This window comes from Sphingomonas sp. JC676 (genome assembly GCF_014489075.1).
Classification (GTDB): Bacteria; Pseudomonadota; Alphaproteobacteria; order Sphingomonadales; family Sphingomonadaceae; genus Sphingomonas.
The window spans coordinates 110,548-130,029 of sequence record NZ_JACTGR010000004.1 but is presented as its reverse complement, the minus strand read 5'-3'; the positions used below and the strand labels follow the sequence as shown (position 1 = coordinate 130,029).

At 67.1% G+C, this 19,482-nt stretch carries 16 protein-coding genes; 7 read left to right on the top strand and 9 right to left on the bottom strand.

Annotated elements, in window-relative coordinates; genetic code table 11:
* Positions 1-193 precede the first annotated feature (193 nt).
* Complete coding sequence (dnaJ, locus tag IAG41_RS14025; RefSeq protein WP_187729287.1) at positions 194-1,306, bottom strand: molecular chaperone DnaJ; 1,113 nt, start codon at positions 1,304-1,306, stop codon at positions 194-196.
* 135 nt (positions 1,307-1,441) lie between these two features.
* On the bottom strand, positions 1,442-3,355 hold the full coding sequence (gene dnaK, locus IAG41_RS14020) for a molecular chaperone DnaK (RefSeq protein ID WP_187729286.1): 1,914 nt from the start codon (positions 3,353-3,355) through the stop codon (positions 1,442-1,444).
* A 167-nt stretch (positions 3,356-3,522) separates the two neighbouring features.
* Between dnaK and IAG41_RS14015 the strand changes: the two genes are divergently transcribed.
* Complete coding sequence (locus IAG41_RS14015; RefSeq protein ID WP_187729285.1) at positions 3,523-3,957, top strand: copper chaperone PCu(A)C; 435 nt, start codon at positions 3,523-3,525, stop codon at positions 3,955-3,957.
* Between the two features lie 25 nt (positions 3,958-3,982).
* On the opposite strand, the gene IAG41_RS14010 is transcribed toward IAG41_RS14015, so the two are convergent.
* Positions 3,983-5,068: a serine hydrolase domain-containing protein gene (locus IAG41_RS14010; RefSeq protein WP_187729284.1), complete on the bottom strand. Its 1,086-nt coding sequence runs from the start codon at positions 5,066-5,068 to the stop codon at positions 3,983-3,985.
* A gap of 101 nt (positions 5,069-5,169) precedes the next feature.
* Here IAG41_RS14010 and IAG41_RS14005 point away from each other — a divergent pair, with 101 nt between their 5' ends.
* Both IAG41_RS14005 and IAG41_RS14000 read left to right on the top strand, forming a co-directional pair.
* Entirely contained in the window at positions 5,170-5,625 is a 456-nt protein-coding gene (locus IAG41_RS14005) for a PH domain-containing protein (RefSeq protein ID WP_187729283.1), read from the top strand.
* Entirely contained in the window at positions 5,622-6,023 is a 402-nt protein-coding gene (locus tag IAG41_RS14000; RefSeq protein WP_187729282.1) for a hypothetical protein, read from the top strand. Before IAG41_RS14005 ends, IAG41_RS14000 begins: the two co-directional genes overlap by 4 nt.
* 37 nt (positions 6,024-6,060) lie before the next feature.
* Here IAG41_RS14000 and IAG41_RS13995 read toward each other — a convergent pair whose 3' ends face one another.
* The 4 genes from IAG41_RS13995 to IAG41_RS13980 form a co-directional block, all read right to left on the bottom strand.
* Positions 6,061-6,885 carry an SDR family oxidoreductase gene (locus IAG41_RS13995; RefSeq protein WP_187729281.1) on the bottom strand — a complete coding sequence of 275 codons (825 nt, stop codon included), beginning with the start codon at positions 6,883-6,885 and terminating at the stop codon, positions 6,061-6,063.
* Positions 6,886-6,938: 53 nt separating this feature from the next.
* Positions 6,939-7,481: a TetR/AcrR family transcriptional regulator gene (locus IAG41_RS13990; protein WP_316251158.1), complete on the bottom strand. Its 543-nt coding sequence runs from the start codon at positions 7,479-7,481 to the stop codon at positions 6,939-6,941.
* A gap of 55 nt (positions 7,482-7,536) precedes the next feature.
* Positions 7,537-9,123 carry an ABC-F family ATP-binding cassette domain-containing protein gene (locus IAG41_RS13985; protein WP_187729280.1) on the bottom strand — a complete coding sequence of 529 codons (1,587 nt, stop codon included), beginning with the start codon at positions 9,121-9,123 and terminating at the stop codon, positions 7,537-7,539.
* Between the two features lie 354 nt (positions 9,124-9,477).
* Entirely contained in the window at positions 9,478-10,389 is a 912-nt protein-coding gene (locus IAG41_RS13980) for a CPBP family intramembrane glutamic endopeptidase (protein ID WP_187729279.1), read from the bottom strand.
* A 90-nt stretch (positions 10,390-10,479) separates the two neighbouring features.
* Here IAG41_RS13980 and IAG41_RS13975 point away from each other — a divergent pair, with 90 nt between their 5' ends.
* Entirely contained in the window at positions 10,480-10,938 is a 459-nt protein-coding gene (locus IAG41_RS13975) for a vgr related protein (protein WP_187729278.1), read from the top strand.
* 4 nt (positions 10,939-10,942) lie between these two features.
* Here the strand turns inward: IAG41_RS13975 and IAG41_RS13970 are convergent, their stop codons facing one another.
* Positions 10,943-12,322 carry a hypothetical protein gene (locus IAG41_RS13970; RefSeq protein ID WP_187729277.1) on the bottom strand — a complete coding sequence of 460 codons (1,380 nt, stop codon included), beginning with the start codon at positions 12,320-12,322 and terminating at the stop codon, positions 10,943-10,945.
* Positions 12,323-12,527: 205 nt separating this feature from the next.
* Here IAG41_RS13970 and IAG41_RS13965 point away from each other — a divergent pair, with 205 nt between their 5' ends.
* The 3 genes from IAG41_RS13965 (at position 12,528) to IAG41_RS13955 (ending at position 18,988) form a co-directional block, all read left to right on the top strand.
* A complete protein-coding gene (locus IAG41_RS13965) occupies positions 12,528-14,372 on the top strand; it encodes a transferrin-binding protein-like solute binding protein (RefSeq protein WP_187729276.1) in 1,845 nt (614 codons plus the stop codon).
* A 28-nt stretch (positions 14,373-14,400) separates the two neighbouring features.
* Entirely contained in the window at positions 14,401-15,741 is a 1,341-nt protein-coding gene (locus IAG41_RS13960; protein WP_316251157.1) for a surface lipoprotein assembly modifier, read from the top strand.
* A gap of 223 nt (positions 15,742-15,964) precedes the next feature.
* The gene (locus tag IAG41_RS13955; RefSeq protein WP_187729275.1) at positions 15,965-18,988 is read left to right on the top strand and encodes a TonB-dependent receptor plug domain-containing protein; all 3,024 of its coding nucleotides are present in this window, start codon (positions 15,965-15,967) and stop codon (positions 18,986-18,988) included.
* Between the two features lie 81 nt (positions 18,989-19,069).
* Here IAG41_RS13955 and IAG41_RS13950 read toward each other — a convergent pair whose 3' ends face one another.
* Positions 19,070-19,459, bottom strand: coding sequence for a cupin domain-containing protein (locus IAG41_RS13950; RefSeq protein ID WP_187729274.1), 390 nt, complete (start codon positions 19,457-19,459; stop codon positions 19,070-19,072).
* Between the last annotated feature and the right edge of the window lie 23 nt (positions 19,460-19,482).

Here is a 19,482-nt window from a genome sequence, read left to right as displayed (position 1 = left end):
CAAGCACCTGTTGGGGCAGCAACGTCCTGTAGTCGTAGTTAACGTCTCAATCCTGGAATTTAACCAATTAAGCCGCGCCGGCGACGCGTATTCACTATAATGCATCAGGAATCGCACCAAATAAACAAGGGCCTCGCAAGATGACTTGCGAGGCCCTTGTTTATTTCACCGCGTGATCGCGATTGAGGCTATATCAGCCCAGCGCGGACTTGATCTTCGCGAAGAAGCCCTGGCTCTGCGGGCATTCGTCACCCGTCTCCAGGCAGCGGAATTCCTCGAGCAGTTCCTTCTGTTTCGCCGAAAGCCGGGTCGGCGTCTCCACCGTCAACTGCACGACCAGGTCGCCGCGCCCGCGCCCCTGCAGCACCGGCATGCCCGCGCCGCGCTGGCGCACCTCGCGGCCCGATTGGGTGCCCGGCGTGATGCGGATGACGTGATGGTCGCCGTCGAGACCGGGCAGCGTGATCTCGCCGCCCAAGGCCGCAGTGGTGAAGCTGATCGGCGCGGTCGCGTAGAGCGTCGTGCCCTGCCGCTCGAAGATCTGATGCTTGGTCACGTGCAGGAAGATGTAGAGGTCGCCCGCCGGCGCCCCGCGCGCGCCCGCCTCGCCTTCGCCGGCCAGGCGGATCCGCGTGCCTTCGTCCACGCCGGGCGGCACGTTGATCGAGAGCGTCTTGGTCTTGTCGGTGCGGCCCTCGCCCCGGCAATGCTTGCACGGCTCGGCGATCACTTCGCCCGCGCCGTGGCAGACCGGGCAGGTCCGCTCGACCATGAAGAAGCCTTGCTGCGCGCGCACCTTGCCCTGGCCACCGCACTGGGCGCAGGTCTTGGCCTGGGTGCCCGGGGTCGCGCCGCTGCCATGGCAGGGATCGCACACGCCCGATACGTCGACGGTGATCTCGCTCACCCGCCCGTGGAACGCATCCTCCAGGCTGATCTCCATGTCGTAGCGCAAGTCAGCGCCGCGGCGCTGCGGCCGGCCACCGCCGCGTCCGCCCATGAACTCGCCGAACACGCTTTCGAAGATGTCGCTGAACGCGCCGAAATCGGGACCCTGCTGCCCGCCGCCCATCCCGCCCTTGAATGCGGCATGGCCGAACCGGTCATAGGCCGCGCGCTTCTGCGGATCCTTCAGGCAGTCATAGGCCTCGCTGATCGCCTTGAACTTGGCTTCGGAGTCCTTGCACCCGTCATTCTTGTCCGGATGGTATTTGATCGCGAGCTTGCGATACGCCGCCTTCAGCGTTGCGTCGTCGGCGGTGCGCTCGACCTCGAGCAGCTCGTAAAAATCGACTTCGGTGGTCATCTAAAAAGCCCTCTCCCCTCCGGGGGAGAGGGTTGGGAGAGGGGCTGACATTTCCATGCGAAAAGCCACCACCATCACCCCAAGCCCCCTCTCCCCGACCCTCTCCCCGCAAGCGGGGAGGGAGGGAAGTTTCAGTTACGCCTTGTTGTCGTCCACTTCCGAGAACTCGGCGTCGACCACTTCCTCGCCACCGGCCTCGGAGCCCGCCGCTGCGCCATCGGCGCTGGGCGAAGCCTCGGCCGCGGCCTGCTTCTCGTAGATCGCCTGACCCAGCTTCATCGCCACCTGGGCAAGATTCTGCGCCTTGGCCTGCATGTCGTCGGCGTCGCCGCCCTCGACTGCAGCCTTGGTCTCGGCAACCGCGGCCTCGATCTCGGCCTTCAGCGATGCATCGACCTTGTCGCCATTCTCCTGGAGCTGGCGCTCGGTCGTGTGGATCAGGCTCTCGGCGTTGTTCTTCGCCTCGGCGCCCGCACGCCTTTTCTTGTCCTCGTCGGCGAACTGCTCGGCGTCACGGACCATCTGGTCGATATCGGCGTCCGAGAGACCACCCGAGGCCTGGATGCGGATCTGCTGCTCCTTGCCGGTGCCCTTGTCCTTGGCGGACACGTTGACGATGCCGTTGGCGTCGATGTCGAAGGTGACCTCGATCTGCGGCACGCCGCGCGGCGCCGGCGGGATGCCGACCAGGTCGAACTGGCCGAGGATCTTGTTGTCCGCCGCCATTTCGCGCTCGCCCTGGAAGACGCGGATCGTCACGGCCTGCTGATTGTCGTCAGCGGTCGAATAGGTCTGCGACTTCTTGGTCGGGATCGTCGTGTTGCGGTCGATCATCCGGGTGAACACGCCACCCAGCGTCTCGATGCCCAGCGACAGCGGGGTCACGTCGAGCAGCAGCACGTCCTTGACGTCGCCCTGCAGCACGCCCGCCTGGATGGCGGCACCGATCGCAACCACCTCATCGGGGTTCACGCCGGTGTGCGGCTCCTTGCCGAAGAAATCCTTCACGACCTGGCGGACGCGCGGCATGCGGGTCATGCCGCCGACCAGCACGACCTCGTCGATCGCGCTCGCCTTGACGCCGGCATCGGCCAGCGCCTTGCGGCACGGCTCCAGCGTGCGCTGGATCAGGTCGTCGACCAGACGCTCCAGTTCGGCGCGGTTGATCGTCTTCACCAAATGCTTCGGGCCGTTCTGGTCCGCGGTGATGAAGGGCAGATTGACTTCGGTCTGCTGGGCCGAGCTCAGCTCGATCTTGGCCTTCTCGGCGGCTTCCTTCAGCCGCTGGAGGGCCAGCTTGTCCTTGGTCAGGTCGATGCCCTCGGCCTTTTTGAACTCGTCGGCCAGGAACTGGACGATCTTGGAGTCGAAGTCCTCGCCGCCCAGGAAGGTGTCACCGTTGGTGGCCTTCACCTCGAACACGCCGTCGCCGATCTCGAGCACCGAGATGTCGAAAGTGCCGCCGCCAAGGTCATAGACCGCGATCGTCTTGCCGTCGTTCTTCTCCAGCCCGTAAGCAAGAGCAGCCGCCGTCGGCTCGTTGATGATGCGGAGAACCTCAAGACCCGCGATCTTGCCGGCGTCCTTGGTCGCCTGGCGCTGCGCGTCGTTGAAGTAAGCCGGCACGGTGATGACGGCCTGCGAGACGGTCTCGCCGAGATAGGATTCGGCAGTTTCCTTCATCTTCTGCAGGATGAAAGCCGAGATCTGCGAAGGCGAATAATCCTCGCCGCCCGCCTTGACCCACGCGTCGCCATTCGAACCGCGAACGATCGAATAGGGCACCAGCTCGGTGTCCTTCTTGGTGACGGGATCGTCGAAGCGGCGGCCGATCAGGCGCTTCACCGCGAAGATCGTGTTGTCGCCGTTGGTCACCGCCTGGCGCTTGGCGGGCTGACCGATCAGGCGCTCGCCATCCTTGGCGAAGGCGACGATCGAAGGGGTGGTGCGCGCACCTTCCGCATTCTCGATCACCTTGGGCTTGCCACCTTCCATCACAGCGACGCAGCTGTTGGTGGTGCCCAGATCAATTCCGATAACTTTAGCCATGGTCCCTCGTTGGCCCCCAGATTCAAAACAGTTTCAACAATTTGCCCGCCCGAAGCCCCAGCATAGGCGACTTGGGTTCGGGCTCACCTCCGGGCATATAGGTGCGCTTCCGCTTGCCGCAAGAAGCTGCGGTTCCTAGGGGATTTCCCGAAACGGGAGTCTGTGGAATGCGCATAGTTGCAGGGATCGTTGCGGTGGCGTTTCTTTCCGCCTGCCAGCCGGCCGAAACCACGGTCGACGGCGCATGGGTCCGCCTGCCCGCGGTGACCGGCCAGCCCGGCGCCGCTTATTTCAAGGTCCAGGGCGGCAAGCAGGCCGACACGCTGGTCGCGGTCTCGGCCCCCTTCGCGATTCGGGCCGAGATGCACGAGAGCATGAAGGGCGATCACGGCATGATTTCGATGGCCCCGGTCGAGGATATCCCCGTCCCCGCCGGCGGCGCCGTGGCCTTCGAGCCCGGCGGCAAGCACGTCATGCTCTTCTCGGTCGGCCCCAATGTGAAGCCGGGCGACACCGTGCCGGTCACCCTCGCCTTCGCCAGCGGGAAGAAGATCGAGGCGCCGGCGAAAGTGGTCGGCGCAGGCGATCCGGCGCCCAAATAATTACGGCCGTCCCAACGGCGTCCGCTCACTTCCCCTCGGCCGCCAGCGCGTCCGCCAGTTGCGTCGCGATCCCGCTAAGCTTGTCCTGCGCGGTATCGCTCGCATTGTTCGCCATCAGCACCACGCCCAGCTTGCGCTCGGGATAGAGCATCATCACGCTGGCAAAGCCCCAGGTGCCGCCCGAATAGCGCAGCTGACGACCGCCGCCGGGCAGTTCGCTTACGATCCAGGTGAGCCCGACATAGGTCTTGCGGTCGAGCGTGAACCAGGTCCCCTTGTGGCTGAGCGCAACGGCGGCGTCGGCTTCGTTCAGCTGCAGCGCGGCGTAGCGCAGCATGTCCGCGGTCGAATAACGATAGCCGAACTTGTCGCGCGGCAGCACCGCCGCTGCTGCCCCGCTCGCTTCATACCCCATCGCTTCACCGCGCGCCGCGAAGCCCAGCGGCCCCTCGATCTCGCGCTTCAGGATCGCGTCGTAGGGCGCGCCATAGATCCGCTCGAGGACATGGGTCAGCAGCTGCGCCGCGACGTTCGAATGCGCCACATTCTCTCCTGGCTTCGCGCTCGGGGCGACGCCGCGCAGATCCTCCAGGAACCGGTCCTTGCCATAGGCGGCAAGCGCCGCCGCATGCTCGATATGCCCGGGATCGGGATCGAGCCCGGACAGGTCCGGCAGATTGTCGGGCAGCGCCGAGGTCATGTTGGCAAGGTGCAGCAGCCGGATCGGCGCGCCCTCGTAGGCGAGCTTGGGATAGGCGCCGTCCAGATATTTGCGGACATCGTCGTCCAGGCTCGCCTTGCCGGCGATCACCGCCCGCGCCAGCAGCAGCCCGCTGATCGTCTTCGATATCGACCCGATCTCATAGGCTGTATCGCGCGTCGACGCAGCACCGCCCTTCGTCGCCGTTCCAAAATCATAGTAATGGGATCGGCCGTCACGGAGGACGCCGATTGACAGGCCGACACCCTTTTCAGCCGCGAGATAGGTCTCGCCCGCGGCGCGGACCTTCGCCTCGAAGCCCGCGTCCTGCGCGAGCGCCGGCAGAGGCAAGAGGAAGAACCCAACGATCGACAGCGCCCCGCACTTCAGCATCAGCAAGCCTCGCGTCATGACCGTTGCTCGCTATCATCAACTCGACAATCGCCGCAACGAGGCTGGCGCCCTCGCGCGGCTGCGCTATCCTGCCCGCGTTATCGGCGGGAGACAGCATAGTGACCCAAGTGATCGACCGTTTCCGTTCCTCCACCTGGGGTTGGCTGCGCGGCACGCTCGCCGGCTGGGGCACGCTGCTGCTCTGCCTGGTCGGGGTGGGGCTGATCATCATCCTGGTCAAATGGATCGCCAATCTCGCGACCACCTATGAGGTCACCAGCGACCGGCTGATCCTCCACAAGGGCATATTCTCCAAGTCGATCGACGAGATCGAGCTCTACCGGGTCAAGGATGTCCGGATCGACTTCACCATCATCAACCAGATGGCGGACATCGGCACGATCACCATCACCTCGTCCGACGAGACGACGCGCGACGCCCCGCTGATCATCCGCGACGTCGACCACGCCCGCGCCCGCCGCGAAAACCTGCGCGACCTCGTCAACACCGCCCGCCGCGCGCGCGGCGTCCGCGAGTTCGACATGGTGCACGAGGATTTCGGCGAGCCGGCATGAGCTATGCCGACGCGCCGAAGTTCGATGCGCGGATAGCCATTTGGTTAGCCGCAGGTCTGCCTTTGCTCGGCCTCTTACTTCTGTTGCCGCTTCCGTCGAAGCCGACCACGATCGTGCATACACCGAAGAATCCCGATGAGGTCGCGGCATGCCTGGTGGGTGAGCCGGAGGGCAAATTGCCCCATATGGCGGCTTCCGCCGACGCCGACTGGCACGGCATGGCGATCGAGACACTGGGCGATGGCGGTATCCGCGTGCTCGTTCGGAATGGCCGGCGGGCCATTCTTCAGACGCTTACCGTCCTGCCCGAGGGGACGGGGAGTCTGGTGGAAGACAGGAGCAAGGGCGGCATTCTCGGCACCGACACCTGGAAAAGGTGTGCCCCCTCAGGCCCCTAGTCGATCTCCACCGCCACTCGCCGCCCGACAGCTCGGCCTACAGCCCGAACTGCGCCGCGATCGTGTCGAGATAGTCCTCGATCGGCATCGAATTCCGCATCGCCATCAGCGCATTCCCGTCCGCGCCAATTACCGTGCGGAACCTGGCATCCTCGCGCGTCGCGGCGGCGTGGATCGCATCGACGATCGTCTGCGCGTCATCGAGGCGCGTCTCGTCGACCTCCGCGAACCTGCGCTCCACATTCGTGATCACCGCGGCATAGTCGCCGCCGTCGCCGGCGCGGCTGAACACCATGTTGTCGAGGAAGCTGTTGCCCTTGAACCCGCCGGACTCGATCAGCCGCAACCGGATGCCGAACGGGCGCAGCTCGTAGCTCAGCCCCTCGGTCAGGCCCTCCAGCGCGAATTTGGACATGTTGTAGAGCGATCCGGTCGGCACCGCGCTGGTCAGGCCCATATAGGAGCTGACATTGACGAATGTCCCGGCGCGGTTGGCGCGGAAATGCGGAAGCATCGCCCGGATCACGTTGATCGGGCCCCGCACATTGACCGCGAACTGCCAGTCGATCGTCGCCTCTTCGGCCAGCTCGAGCGGACCATAGGCGCCGACCCCGGCATTGTTCACCACCACGTCGATCCGGCCGAAGCGCTCGATCGCTGCCGCCACCCCGGCCCGCACCGAATCCACATCGGTAACGTCAAGAGGAATCACTGCGATGCGGTCATGCCCCCGCAGCATGGTATCGCGCTCCGGCGTGCGCATCGTCGCGGCGACGTTCCAACCCTGCTCGGCGAAATGGAGCGCGGTCTTCTGGCCCAAGCCGCTGCTGGTGCCGGTGATGAGAATGGTCGGATTCGACATCGGATTGGGTCCTTAGGTTATTTGAACGATCGTTCCATTAAAGGGCAAAAAACTCAGCGCAGGGCGCGCATTGCGAGATCGCCGAGCATACGAAGCTGCGCCGGATCGCCGCCGCCCCGAGCGGCGATGCGGATGCCTGAGAAGCTGGCCTCCAGGAACGCGGCAACGGACTCGGGGACGAGATCGGCAGAAACGTCTCCTTGGGCCTGTGCCTCGCGCACCCGTTCGCAGATCGCGCCGTGCAGCACGCGCCCTGCAGCGACCTTGATCTCTTCGAGATCCGGGCGGCTCGCCCCGAACTCGCACGTCGAATTGACGCCGAGACAGGCATTGCCGGCATCATCGATCACGCGGTCGATCATCGCGCGGATGCCGTCCAGCGCCCGCTCCCGGCTGCGCAGCGCGATGACATGGGCATGGGTTTCGACAGTCGCGTACCGGCGCAGCGCATCGCGGTAGAGCTGCCATTTGTCGCCGAACGTATCGTAGAGGCTCTGCCGGCCGATACCCATTGCCCGCACCAGCATTTCGGCTGACGTGCCTTCGAAGCCGTGTTCGCGGAACACGTCCACGGCGTTGTCCAGCGCCAGGTCCACATCGAATGCCTTTGGTCTCGCCATGGCCAGCAAATAGGAATTATGGAATGATCAGTCAATAACCCGATGAGCCGCCGACCACCACATCCCGCGTCACTCCGATCGCCTCCAGAAACGCCGCGTCGTGGCTCACCACCAGCAGCGCGCCATCATACCCCGCCAGCGCCGCCTCCAGCACCTCCACCGACTCCATGTCGAGATGGTTGGTCGGTTCGTCGAGCAGCAGCAGTTGCGGCGGCGCCGAGCCCGCCAGCACGCAGGCCAGTCCGGCGCGCAGCCTCTCGCCTCCACTCAAATCGTGCACCAGCTTGAGCGCATCCCGATTGCGGAACGCGAAGCGCGCGCACGCCGCATAAGCCTCGCGTTCGCCGAGCTCGGCATGCAGCCGCCGGAAATTGTCGAGGATCGACAGCGCCGGATCGAGCAGCCCGACATGCTGGTCCAGCATCGCCAACCGTCCCTCGGCACGCCGTACCGTCCCGCCGCTAGGCGCCGTCCAGCCCATCGCGATCCGCAACAGGCTGGTCTTGCCCGCGCCGTTCGGCCCCGCCACCGCCACCCGCTCGGGCCCGATAATCTCGAACCGCCACGGCCCGAGCACCCGTCCGCCCAGCGCCAGCGTGACCTCCTCGAACGCAAGCAGGCGCCGGTGGACCGGCAGCCCCGTCGCCGGCAGCTCGATCGTCAGCGGCGTCACCACCTCGATCTGCGCCTTTGCCGCGCCCAGCCGCTCGCCCGCCTCGCCTAGCACGCGCTCGGCGAGCCGCTCGCCGCGCCCGCCCGAATTCTCGGCGCGCTCGGCCTGGCGCCCCAGCAATATCTTCGGCTCGGATCGCTTGGCGGCGAAGGCCCGTCCCGCTCTGTCGCGCCGCGCCTGGCGCTCGCGCTGCTGCCGCGCCGCCGTCTCCACCCCGCGCAGGTCGCCGCGCGCGCGCTCCAGCTCCGCCTCGGCTCGCGCCCGCTCCCCCGTGCGCGCCTCGGCAAAGGCCGACCAGCCGCCGCCGAACACCCGCGTGCCCAGCCGCGTAAGCTCGACGATCCGGTCCATAAGCTCGAGCAGCGTCCGGTCATGGCTCGCGACCAGCACGCCGCCCTTCCACCCGGCCACCAGCGCGCCGATCGCCGCGCGCCCCTCGACGTCGAGATTGTTGGTCGGCTCGTCGAGCAGCAGCAAGTCGGGCGCCTCGATCCGGAGCCGGGCGATGCCGATCCGCGTCCGTTCGCCGCCCGAGAAGGTCGCCAGCTTCCGGTCGAGCGCCACGCCGCCCAGCCCCGTCTCGGCCAGTGCCTCCGCGATCCGCGCCTCCAGCGTCCAGTCCGCTTCCGCAAAGTCGGTCTCGTCGCCCGCACCCGCCGCGATCCGCGCCAGCCGATCGAGCGCGTCGCGCACGCCCAGCGCCTCGTCGGCGCGCCAGTCTTCAGGCCAGTCCTGCCGCAGCACGCCGAGGCTGCCCCCCAGCGTCACGCTGCCGCCCGCGAGCACGGCCTCGCCCGCGACGATACGCAGCAAGGTCGACTTGCCCGATCCGTTGCGCCCCACCAGCCCGACGCGCTCGCGCCCGACCGACAGGGTCAGAGTGTCGAAGAGCCGGACGCCCTCAGGCGTTGCGGCGGAAAGCGAGTCCAGGGTGAGAAGAGACATGAGGCACCAGCGCGCGGGAGGAGAGGATCGTTCGAGCGATGTCCTGTCCGTTCCGCATGATGCCGCACTCCTTGCCTGGGCCGTTGAAGCCCGCCTAACTGGCCGCGGATGCGCCGAATGGCAAGCCCGTCCTATGCTCGGACGGGCCGCTTACGTCTCACTGGCGGGCAGTAATGGAGCCTTTGCACCCACCCGTCACCGCGGCCTTGTGTCGGGGTCCACTGCGCAATTTGGTGAGACGCCCAAGGCGCTAGCGACTCGCTTGCGGATAGGTGGACCCCGGCACAAGACCCGGGTGACGGTGAGGAGAATGGCCGCTTTCCACCAACAGCAGACGCTGAACTTCGGTAGCCCCTAGTCCGCCGGCACCGTCTTCCCCCGGCGCCACGCCAGCCACAGCACGCCAGCGCCCGCGCCGGTGCAGATCAGCAAGGCCGGCAGCGAACCCTCGGGCCCGAACGCGCCGCCCGAGAATATCGCCGGCACGCCCGCCACCGGCTGCGTCGCCAGCGGTCCGCCCGAAAAGCCGCCCGGCGATCCCGAGACCGCCGCGCCGAAGATCCAGCCCTGGGTGAAGTTCCACGCCGCATGCACGCCGATCGGCGCCCATGCCCGCCCGGTTAGCACGTAGAAGGCCGCAAGCAGGATCCCCGCCTCGAACGCGATGCAGATCGCCGCGAAGATCGTCGCGTTGGGGTTGCCCAGGTGCAGCCCGCCGAACAAGGCCGCCGAAAGCGCCAATGCCCACCACACGCCGAACGCGCGCCACAGCAGCCGGAACGCCACCAGCCGGAACAGCAATTCCTCGAGCACGCCCGACTGGAACATCTCGCGCACCGCTGGCATCAAGCGCGTCACCGGCTGCGGATGGATCGTCACCCAGCCCGTTGCCCAGAGCGTCCCCAAAGTCGCCGCCATCAGCGCGCCGCCCACCGCAAGCCCCGCGGGCAACTCGATCGGCAATGCCCGCATCGCCAGTTCCACCGGCCGCCTTTTCTCGCCCAGCCGGACGGCGAGCACATAGAGCGCGATCACGATCGCCAGTCCGGCGAGGATCATCGCCAGCTTGATATCCTGCGGCGCCGCTTTCGGCGTCGTGAAGGTGCCTCCCGTCGCCTCGACAGCGGGCTTCAACCCGAAATTCGTAAAGAGGGCGAACACCGCGGTCAGCCCGACGAACAGCAGCAGCATCCATCCGATCGCGCGCAGCCAGCGCAGCTTGCCCGGACGCAACACGCCCGCATTGCCCAATTCGATACCGCCCATGTGCACTCCCCGTTCCAGGCGGCACCCTAGCAGTGTATTACACATATGCAACACTGGCGGTCCCGGGAGCGATCCGCCATAGTCGCCGCAATGGCTGCGCGCTCCCTCACCGAAGGCGAAACCCGGCTCTGTGCCTCGGTGTTCGGCGCCGCGATCGACTATGCGCGCGCGCGCATCGCCAATTCGAAGTTCATCTTCTTCCAGCCCTCGAACACCACGATGGCACCGCTCGGCACGATCCATTTCCATCCGAAGAGCGGCATCTATTTCGACGATTTCAGCACCGCGCCGCTCGGCGTCCAGGGGCTGTTCGTCCATGAGATGGTGCATATCTGGCAGCACCAGAAGGGCATCTTCCTGCCGCTGAAGCGCCACCCCTTCTGCCGCTACGACTATGCGCTCAAGCCCGGACAGGCGTTCGAGAAATATGGGCTCGAGCAGCAGGCGGAGATTGTCCGCCACGCTTTCCTGCTGCGCCACGGCGCGGCGATCTCCGCCGCGCCGCCGCTCGCGCAATATCAATCGCTGCTCCCCTTTCGCCCGGCCTGAGGCGTCAGGGCTTGTCGGTATCGCCGCGGTCGAGCTTGGCCGGCCGCGGCGGCGGCGCGGACCGGGGCGCCGGAGGCCGCGGCGCGGGCGCCGACGCCGGCCGCTGCTGCGGCGGGGGCGTATAAGCGGGCCGCTGCGGTGACGCTGCGGCCGGCGCCGCCGAAACCGGCCGTTCGCGCGGTGTGAACGCCGGACGCGGCGGACGCTGGAACCCCGCGCCCTGCGCGTCCGTCGACGGGCGCGGGCGGAACGCGGGCCGCGGCACCGGCACCGGCCGTGTGGCAGGTGCTGCCGGCGCCACCACGGGCGTCGGAGCGGCAGCTACCGGCTGCGCGCCATCGCCACGATCGCGTCCCGGGCGTCCATCGCCACCGCGCCACTTGCCGCGCCCGGGCCGCGTCGGAGGCGCCCCGGTCACGGCTTCGGCGGGCCCGTCCGAAAGCTTGCCGCGCGGAAGCGGGCCACGCACCGGCCGCTCACCTGTCTCGCGCGGCACATCGTTCGCGGGCCGGGCAGCGGCGATCGGCCCCGAATCCGGGCCGGTGATGGGAACTGCGGGGCGATGCGGCCGCCCGCCCGGGCGGCCCGGCTGTCCGTCGGCGCGGCCAGGCCCATGCGGTCCGTGCGCCCAGCCGCCCGGGCGTCCCGGCGGCTTGCCCTGATACCCGCCCTCGCGCCAGCGGCGGAAGCGCTCGGATGCGTCGGCCCGGCGGCGATGCTCGCTGTCCCAGCGGTTATGCCAGGCGATCACGTTCGGCAGGTCGCGGTGCCGCCGCCAGCCCGGATGCCGCCGCCGTCCCTCGTCCCATTGGTTCTGCAGCCCGATCAGCACCAGGCTCACATCCACCCAGGCGGTGGTGTCGACCGGCTGCCAGTTCCGCTGGCGTACCGCGCGGCGCAGCGCCACGCCGCGGTCGTACAGCGCCTCGCCCTCGTCGAAATGGGCCGCGCCCTCAGCCCGCGGCAGCGCGCCGCCGCCGGCGTCATAGACCATCGCGATTTCGCCATCGTCATAGCCGAAGCTGTAGTCCGCCTCGCGCGCTAGGAACGGGCCCTCGGCGTTCGGCTCGAAATAATAGCTGCGCATGCCCTCGGGCGTATCCTCGACGACGATCCAGTATCCGTCGGCGGTCTCCCAGGCCCAGGGCTCGCCCCGGGATTCGCCATCATCGAAGGCGAAGGAATAATCGGGCGGGGCATCGCCGATCGCGTCCCACAGGGCGTCGGCACGGTCGATCCAGCCATAATCCTCAGGCGCCTCGCGGTCGTCCGGCGACACTTGCTGGGCGTCCTGCGGCACCGGCGCCGCGATCGCCGCGCCCGCCCATAGCACCATCGCCGCGCCCGCAGCGCCGCTTCGTATCGCTCGCATCATGCGCGCCATGAACACCCTCCCATTGTTATTGCACGCAGCATCGCCCCGATCCCGTGAACGCCGCATGACCAGGTCTGCCGCCCGCCCGGTGCGGAAATTGACCTCCGCGATCGACCGAACGTCAGATGGTAAGCGCCGCATTAACGATGTTTTATTGGTCCAGAGGCCATGGTTCTCGCAACTGGTGCAAGCGCATTTCTGCGAGGGATTTGTAATGAAGCGACGGTTCATCCTCCCGACCATGGCGTCGAGCCTGGCACTGCTGGCCTCGTGCGGCGGTGGTGGCGGCGGCGTTGCGAGCACGCCCACGCCTCCGCCCGCCCCGGCTCCGTCGCCCAGCCCGTCTCCATCGCCGAGCCCCACACCGACACCGACACCGACGCCGACGCCGACGCCGACCCCAACGCCGACCCCAACGCCAACGCCGACCCCAACTCCAACTCCGACGCCAACCCCGACGCCGACGCCGACGCCCACACCGGGCCCCACGCCGACCCCGGCGCCGGCCAACGCGTCGCTACTCAATCTCACCCAGAGCGAAAGCTTCACTAACGATGCTGCGGGCTTCGCCGGCAGTTTCTACCAGTTTCCCTTCCAGTGCAGTTGCACTGGCGGCAGCGTGGGTCTGCAGGTCTATTTCGACGTGGCGAGCCATGGCTATACGGTCACCAGCGACGGGGTCAGCCAGACCTTCCTGCCCGGCGATCTCGATCCCTCGAAGAGCTCGGCGGCGATAAGCGTCTATCTGAAATCCGACGCCACCCACCTGGACACGCTTTCGCTCACCAATCCCGGCACCAGCGGCGCGCTGACCTATCAATATGTCGGCGCCGGCTTCTGGCAGCGCCAGACGTTGGTCAGCGATCCGCTCGTCCCGGCCAACGATCATTTCGATCTCGACAACCGCGCCTTCACCTATGGCGTGGAGACCCCCGATTCGGCGCTCCCGCGCACCGGCAGCGCGGGCTACGCGGTCGATCTGATCGGCGCCCTGAATGGTGAGGTTCCATCGATCCTCACCGGCGACGGCACGTTAAGCGTCAATTTCGGATCCGGCGCGATCACCACCACTGGCACGCTGACCGAATATTCGGTCGACACGACGCCGCTGGTCCTGTCGACGGGGACGTTCGACGGCCAGGCCCAGCTCTCGAGCAGCACCAACGCGTTCGGCGGCACCTTCGACCTGACTGCGAGCAGCGCGTTCAACGGCGGACTGCATGGGCGCTTCTACGGCCCGCTCGCCGAGGAAGTCGGCGCCGTCTGGAGCGTCACCAATCCCGATGGCAGCGCCGGCACCGGCACGATCACCGGGCGCGTCGACGACAGCATCAACGCCTCACTGGCAAGCAGCAAGACGCCCGTTGGCGACGATGCCCTCGCGATCAGCTACAACGCCGCCTCGCAGAGCTACACGCTCACCAGCGCCGGCCGCACCGTGTCACTGGACGGCGCCGATCGCGACCTTGCCGGCAGCAGCGCGACCTTTGACCTGTTCCGCAAGACGCTGGCCGATGGCAGCACGCTCGACGCCCGCATCTACAACGCCGCCGGCAGCCCGCTCGCGCTCAGCTATACCAGCTTCGCCGAGATCGTCTTCCGCAAGCCCGACGGCGTGGCCGACACCGGCTACCAGCTTCTCGGCCAGCGCACCGCCGCCAGCCAGATGCCGCGCACCGGCTCGGCCAGCTACAATGGCGCGATCTATGGCCAGGGCTCGGTCCAGGGCGCCGCTTCCAGCGCCTTCTATGCGCTAGGCGGCACCAGCAGGCTGAATGTCGATTTCGGGAGCAACCGCGCCAGCGGCAGCCTCGCGATCACCGGCACCAATGCCGACGGCACCCGCGATTTCGGCAGCTTCGGCTTCCAGTCCTACGCGATGAGCGGGGGCCAATTCTCGGCGACGGCCGGCGGCGCGAACGCCACCGGCTCGGTCAACGGCGCCTTTTTCGGTCCAAATGCGCAGGAATTCGGTGCCGGCTTCACGATCAACCAGGGTTATGCCAATGGCGATGCCGGCACGCTCACCGGCGTGACCATCGGCAAGAAGGCGCCCTAAGGGTCTGTACTCAATACCAGAGGTGGTCGTGACGGTTCGCGCGTTTTCCTTGGCCGCGGCGCTGGCGGTGGCAGCGCTGCACGGCGTACCCGCGCTTGCTCAGCAGCAGGACGGACAGCGGGCCGAGCGGGTCGACAATCTCAAGGCGACCCAGGTCTTCGCGCTCGCCGCGCAGGCCGAGGCCGCCGGCCGGCCGGGCGATGCCGAGACGCTGTATCGCGCGCTCGCCCACGATCCTGATATCGAGATCCGCAGCGAGGCGCGCTTTCGCCTCGGCATGATGCTCTCCCGCCTCGGCCGCAACCGCGACGCCGCGATCGAATTCCGCGCCTTGCTCGACGAGAAGCCCGATGCGGCGCGCGTCCGGCTCGAACTCGCCCGCGTCCTCGCGACGATCGGCGACGAGGCCGCCGCGCGGCGCGAGCTGCGCCAGGCTCAGGCCGGCGGCCTGCCGCCGCAGGTGGCCCAGGTCGTCGATCAGTTCGCCCAGGCGCTGCGCTCACGCAAGCCCTGGGGCGCCAGCGTCGAGTTCGCGCTGGTGCCCGACAGCAACATCAACCGTTCTACCGATGCCGAGACGCTCGACACGATCATCGCCCCGCTCGAGCTCTCGAAGGATGCCCGCCAGAAATCGGGGCTGGGCGCCCGCGCCGCGGGCCAGGTCTATGCGCGCATTCCCGTCGCCACCGATCTTTCGGTCCTGCCGCGCATTTCCGGCCAGGGCGAATTCTATCGCGAGGGCCAGTTCAACGACGTCTCCGCCTCCGCGCTGATCGGCCTCGAATGGTCGCCGGGCCGCGAACGGATCCGCCCTTCGATCGGCGGCACCTTCCGCTGGTATGGCGGCGCGCTCTACGCCGGCACCGCCACCGCGAGCGTCGACTGGCAGCATCCGCTCGGCCGCAAGGCGCAGCTCACCACCAATTTCACGATCGCCGACACCGATTATCGCCAGAACGACCTGCAGGACGGCCTGCTCCTCAACGGCAGCGTCGGCTATGAGCGCGCGTTCAGCGCCCGCGCGGGCGGCAGCGTCACCTTCTCCGCCACCCGCCAGACCGCGCGCGATCCCGGCTATGCTACCGCCGCCGGCGGCGCGAGCCTGCTCTACTGGCGCGAAATGGGCCGCACCACCGCTTACGCCAATGCCGGAATCCGCCGGCTCGAGGCCGATGCGCGGCTGTTCCTCTTCCCCGAACGCCGCCGCGACTGGAACTTCACGCTGGGCGTCGGCGCCACCTTCCGCGCCTTGCAGCTCCAGGGTTTCGCGCCGCTCGTCCGTTTTGAGTATGAGCGCAACAGCTCGACCGTCGGCATCTACGACTATCGCCGCACCGCCGCGACCTTCGGGATCACCCGGGCGTTCTGACACGTCACTCTTCATGATGAAGCGCATTTGTCGCCGGTCGGCGATGCGCTTCCATGATTCCGGAATGACCATGGTGTGACAAGGCAGCAACACACTCTCGGGATTCAATGTTTCTGGTTCTTTACAAAACATGTCCGAACGGACATCCCTCTGCCGGGTGAGCACCGGGGGGTGCTCTGCCTCCAAGCCAAAATGGCCAGGCGTTCAGGGAGAACCTATTCCAATGAGTATTTCGCACCGCAGCAATGTGTCCGGCCTGTTTCGAAGCGCCGCGCCGCTTGCGCTGATCCTCGGCTCGATCGCGAGCCCCGCTTTCGCGCAGGACGCCACGCCGCAGGCCGCGACGCCGCAGGACCAGACCGCGCCTGCGGCCGAAGAGGATCAGGGCATCGTCGTCACCGGCTCGCTGTTCCGCCGCACCGATACCGAGACGCCTTCGCCCGTCACCGTGCTGACCGCGGATTCGCTCCAGAAGTCCGGCATCACCACCATCTCCGAAGCCGTCCGCTCGATCTCGGCCGACAGCGCCGGCTCGATCGGCACCGGCTTCCAGACCGGCTTCTCGGCCGGCGGCTCGGCGGTCTCGCTGCGCGGCCTCGGCGTCTCGTCGACGCTGGTGCTGGTCGATGGCCTGCGTTCGACCAATTTCCCGATCAACGACGACGGCCACAACGCCTATGTCGATCTGAACTCGATTCCGTTCAGCCTGGTCGACCGCGTCGAAGTGCTCAAGGACGGCGCCTCGTCCACCTATGGCGCCGATGCGATCGGCGGCGTGGTCAACCTCATCCTCAAGAAGCAGTTCACCGGCATCGAAGGCCAGGTCGAGGGCGGCGCCGCCGAGCGCGGCGATGCGGGCCATCTGCGCGCCCAGCTCACCGCCGGCTATGGCGACTATGACACTACGGGCTTCAACATCTACATCAACGGCGAGTATCAGCGCGACGACCGCGTCCTCAGCCATGATCGCGGTTTCCCCTACAACACGCAGGACCTGACGCCGATCGGCGGCATCGACAATAACTCGGCCGATCAGTCGCTTACCGTCAACGTCCCGACCGCCTATGTCACCCGCGTCAGCCAGGGCGATCTCAACAATCCGTTGACCGGCCAGACCGGCGCGCCCGCCACAACCCAGTATACCGCACTCGGCCTCGCCAACTGCGCCCGCGGCACCTTCTCGGTGACCACCGGCGCCGCGCAGGGCACCGGCTGCAAATACGACCTGACCGACCTGTACCGGCAGCTCCAGCCCTATCAGGAGCGCTATTCGGTCAATGGCCGCCTCAGCGTCCGCATCGCCGACAATATCGAAGGCTATGTGACCGGCAGCTACAGCCGCTCCTATGTCAGCATCCACGGCCTGCCCTCGGCGATCCGCCAGACCCAGCCGTTCGGCGCCAGCCCGCTGACCGCGACGAGCAACCCCGGCATCGTCCTGCCGGTGTGGATCTGCCCGTCGGGCAATAATTGCGCGAACCCCGCCACGCCGGGCCGCACGCTCAATCCGAACAATCCCTATGCCGCTGCCTATGCGGCCGATCCCGCCAACGGCGCGGCGCGCATCTACTATTTGTTCGGCGACATCGCCGGCGGCAGCGAGCGCACCAACGAGGTCTATCGCTTCACCGGCGGCCTGAACGGCAGCTTTGGCGGCGACTGGAATTGGCGCGTCGAGGGCGTCTATGCCCGTGACGATCTCAGCATCACCCAGCACGGCCTGATCAACATCGCGGCGCTGCGCACGGCGATCAACACCGGCTCGTACAATTTCGTGAACCCGTCGGCGAACAGCGCGGCGGTGCGCTCGGCGCTCGCGCCCGACAAGACCACGCCGTCCTTCTCGGAGATGTACGGGATCGACGCGTCGGTCACCAAGACGTTGTTCGCGCTGCCCGGCGGCGACCTGCAGCTCGCCGTCGGCGGCCAGGTCCGCCACGAGGAGCTGGAGAACAACAACCAGAACGCCGCGCTCGACACCTATGGCCTCACCACCGCCTCGGCGTTCGGCAAGCACACCGTGTCGGCCGCCTATTTCGAGGTCGACGCGCCGATCCTCACCAGCCTCGATGTCAACGTATCGGGCCGCTACGATCATTATTCGGAGGGCTTCAGCCACTTCTCGCCAAAGGTCGGCGTCAAGTTCACCCCGATCAAGCAGCTCGCGGTCCGCGGCACCTTCTCGAAGGGCTTCCGCGCCCCGACCTTCGCCGAATCGGGCCCGCGCAGCCAATATGCCGGCTTCGTCACCACGACGCCGCCCTGCCCCTTCCAGCTCGCCCATGGCGGCACCGGTACCCCCGCCTCGTGCGGCGCCGGCGGCAACCCGTACAACCTGGCCTATTCGCTCGGCCGCGGCGTCGCGGGTAATCCGGACCTCAAGCCGGAAACCTCGCGCAGCTTCACCGGCGGCGTGATCTTCCAGCCGGTCAAGTGGCTGAGCCTCACCGCCGACTATTACAACGTCAAGAAGTCGGACCTGATCGTCGCCGGCCCGGACATCGGCCGCGCGGTGAGCGCCTATTTCGGCGCGGCGAACCTCGCCGCGGCGCAGGCGGCGGTCGCGGCGGTCGGCCCTGGCTATTCGGTCAACACCGTGGACGGCGCCGATCCGCTGTTCCCGAACGCGCTGCCCCGCGTGCTGATCATCAACGTGCCTTATGTGAACGCCAACTACGCGATCACTTCGGGCGTGGACGTGTCGGCGACGGCGACGATCCCGATCGCGCCGGACGTGACCTTCACCAGCCGAATCGAAGGCACGCACACCTTCAAGTACGACCTGCACACCGCAACCGGCGTGCAGCATTATGCCGGCACGTTCGGTCCGTACGACCTGTCGTCGGGCAACGGCACGCCCGATTGGCGGGGCAACTGGCAGAACACGCTCGACTTCGGTGATTTCTCGGTCAGCCTGACCACCTACTATGTCGGCAAGATCAAGGCGGTCGCCACCGATCAGGGCAATCTGTCGACCGATTGCTCGGCATCGCTCTACAAGGCGGCGGGCGACGGCCCGGGCTTCACCAAGTTCTGCTATGTGAAGTCGTTCATCACCAACGACCTCAACATGACGGCGCGGGTGAATGACAGCTTCACCTTCTTCATCAACGTCAAGAACCTGCTCGATGCGCGCGCGCCGGTCGCCCCGGCGGCCTATGCCAGCGCACCGAACTTCCTGACGACCTGGCACTATGCCGGCCTGATCGGCCGCCAGTTCCGCGCAGGCGCGTCGTTCAAGTTCTGACCTGATCCAAAGCTCCCTCGCAGGAGAACGGCGGCTTCCACCCTCTGCGGAAGCCGCCGTTTTTTTGCCCGTCGCCTGCGGTCAGGGCGCCGCGACGACCAGCGGCTTTCCCTTCTCGACGACATAGGTGGCAAGCTCGCTCGCAACTCCCTGCCCGACATTCCTCGCGCGGTGCACGATTCCTGCTGGCACGAACAACACCCCGCCGGCCTTGAGCGTTACCGGAGCGTCGTTCCCCACCTGATATTCGAACGTGCCGGCGAGCACATAGATGATCTCTTCGCCGGGGTGTGAATGGCCGGGAGCCACCGCCCCAGGAGCCAGGTCGACGCGCACCTGGATCGCTTCGCGTCCGGGGATGCCCAGATCGTGACGCTGCAGATCGGTGCGGGTAACGCCGGACTGCTGCGCGTGCGCGCCCGGCAGCGCGGCAAGGCTCGCGGCGAGCCCAAGGGCAATCATCGTCTTCATGGCGGTTCCTTCCGGTCTTCGAA

Bases quoted from the DNA above. Each gene is read 5' to 3' on its own strand.
- IAG41_RS14000 (WP_187729282.1), top strand. From the start codon at position 5,622: ATGAGCTATGCCGACGCGCCGAAGTTCGATGCGCGGATAGCCATTTGG.
- IAG41_RS13950 (WP_187729274.1), bottom strand. From the start codon at position 19,459: ATGAAGACGATGATTGCCCTTGGGCTCGCCGCGAGCCTTGCCGCGCTG.
- dnaJ (WP_187729287.1), bottom strand. From the start codon at position 1,306: ATGACCACCGAAGTCGATTTTTACGAGCTGCTCGAGGTCGAGCGCACC.
- IAG41_RS13980 (WP_187729279.1), bottom strand. From the start codon at position 10,389: ATGGGCGGTATCGAATTGGGCAATGCGGGCGTGTTGCGTCCGGGCAAG.
- IAG41_RS14015 (WP_187729285.1), top strand. From the start codon at position 3,523: ATGCGCATAGTTGCAGGGATCGTTGCGGTGGCGTTTCTTTCCGCCTGC.
- IAG41_RS13970 (WP_187729277.1), bottom strand. From the start codon at position 12,322: ATGGCGCGCATGATGCGAGCGATACGAAGCGGCGCTGCGGGCGCGGCG.
- dnaK (WP_187729286.1), bottom strand. From the start codon at position 3,355: ATGGCTAAAGTTATCGGAATTGATCTGGGCACCACCAACAGCTGCGTC.
- IAG41_RS13995 (WP_187729281.1), bottom strand. From the start codon at position 6,885: ATGTCGAATCCGACCATTCTCATCACCGGCACCAGCAGCGGCTTGGGC.
- IAG41_RS13955 (WP_187729275.1), top strand. From the start codon at position 15,965: ATGAGTATTTCGCACCGCAGCAATGTGTCCGGCCTGTTTCGAAGCGCC.
- IAG41_RS13985 (WP_187729280.1), bottom strand. From the start codon at position 9,123: ATGTCTCTTCTCACCCTGGACTCGCTTTCCGCCGCAACGCCTGAGGGC.
- IAG41_RS14010 (WP_187729284.1), bottom strand. From the start codon at position 5,068: ATGACGCGAGGCTTGCTGATGCTGAAGTGCGGGGCGCTGTCGATCGTT.
- IAG41_RS13965 (WP_187729276.1), top strand. From the start codon at position 12,528: ATGAAGCGACGGTTCATCCTCCCGACCATGGCGTCGAGCCTGGCACTG.
- IAG41_RS13975 (WP_187729278.1), top strand. From the start codon at position 10,480: ATGGCTGCGCGCTCCCTCACCGAAGGCGAAACCCGGCTCTGTGCCTCG.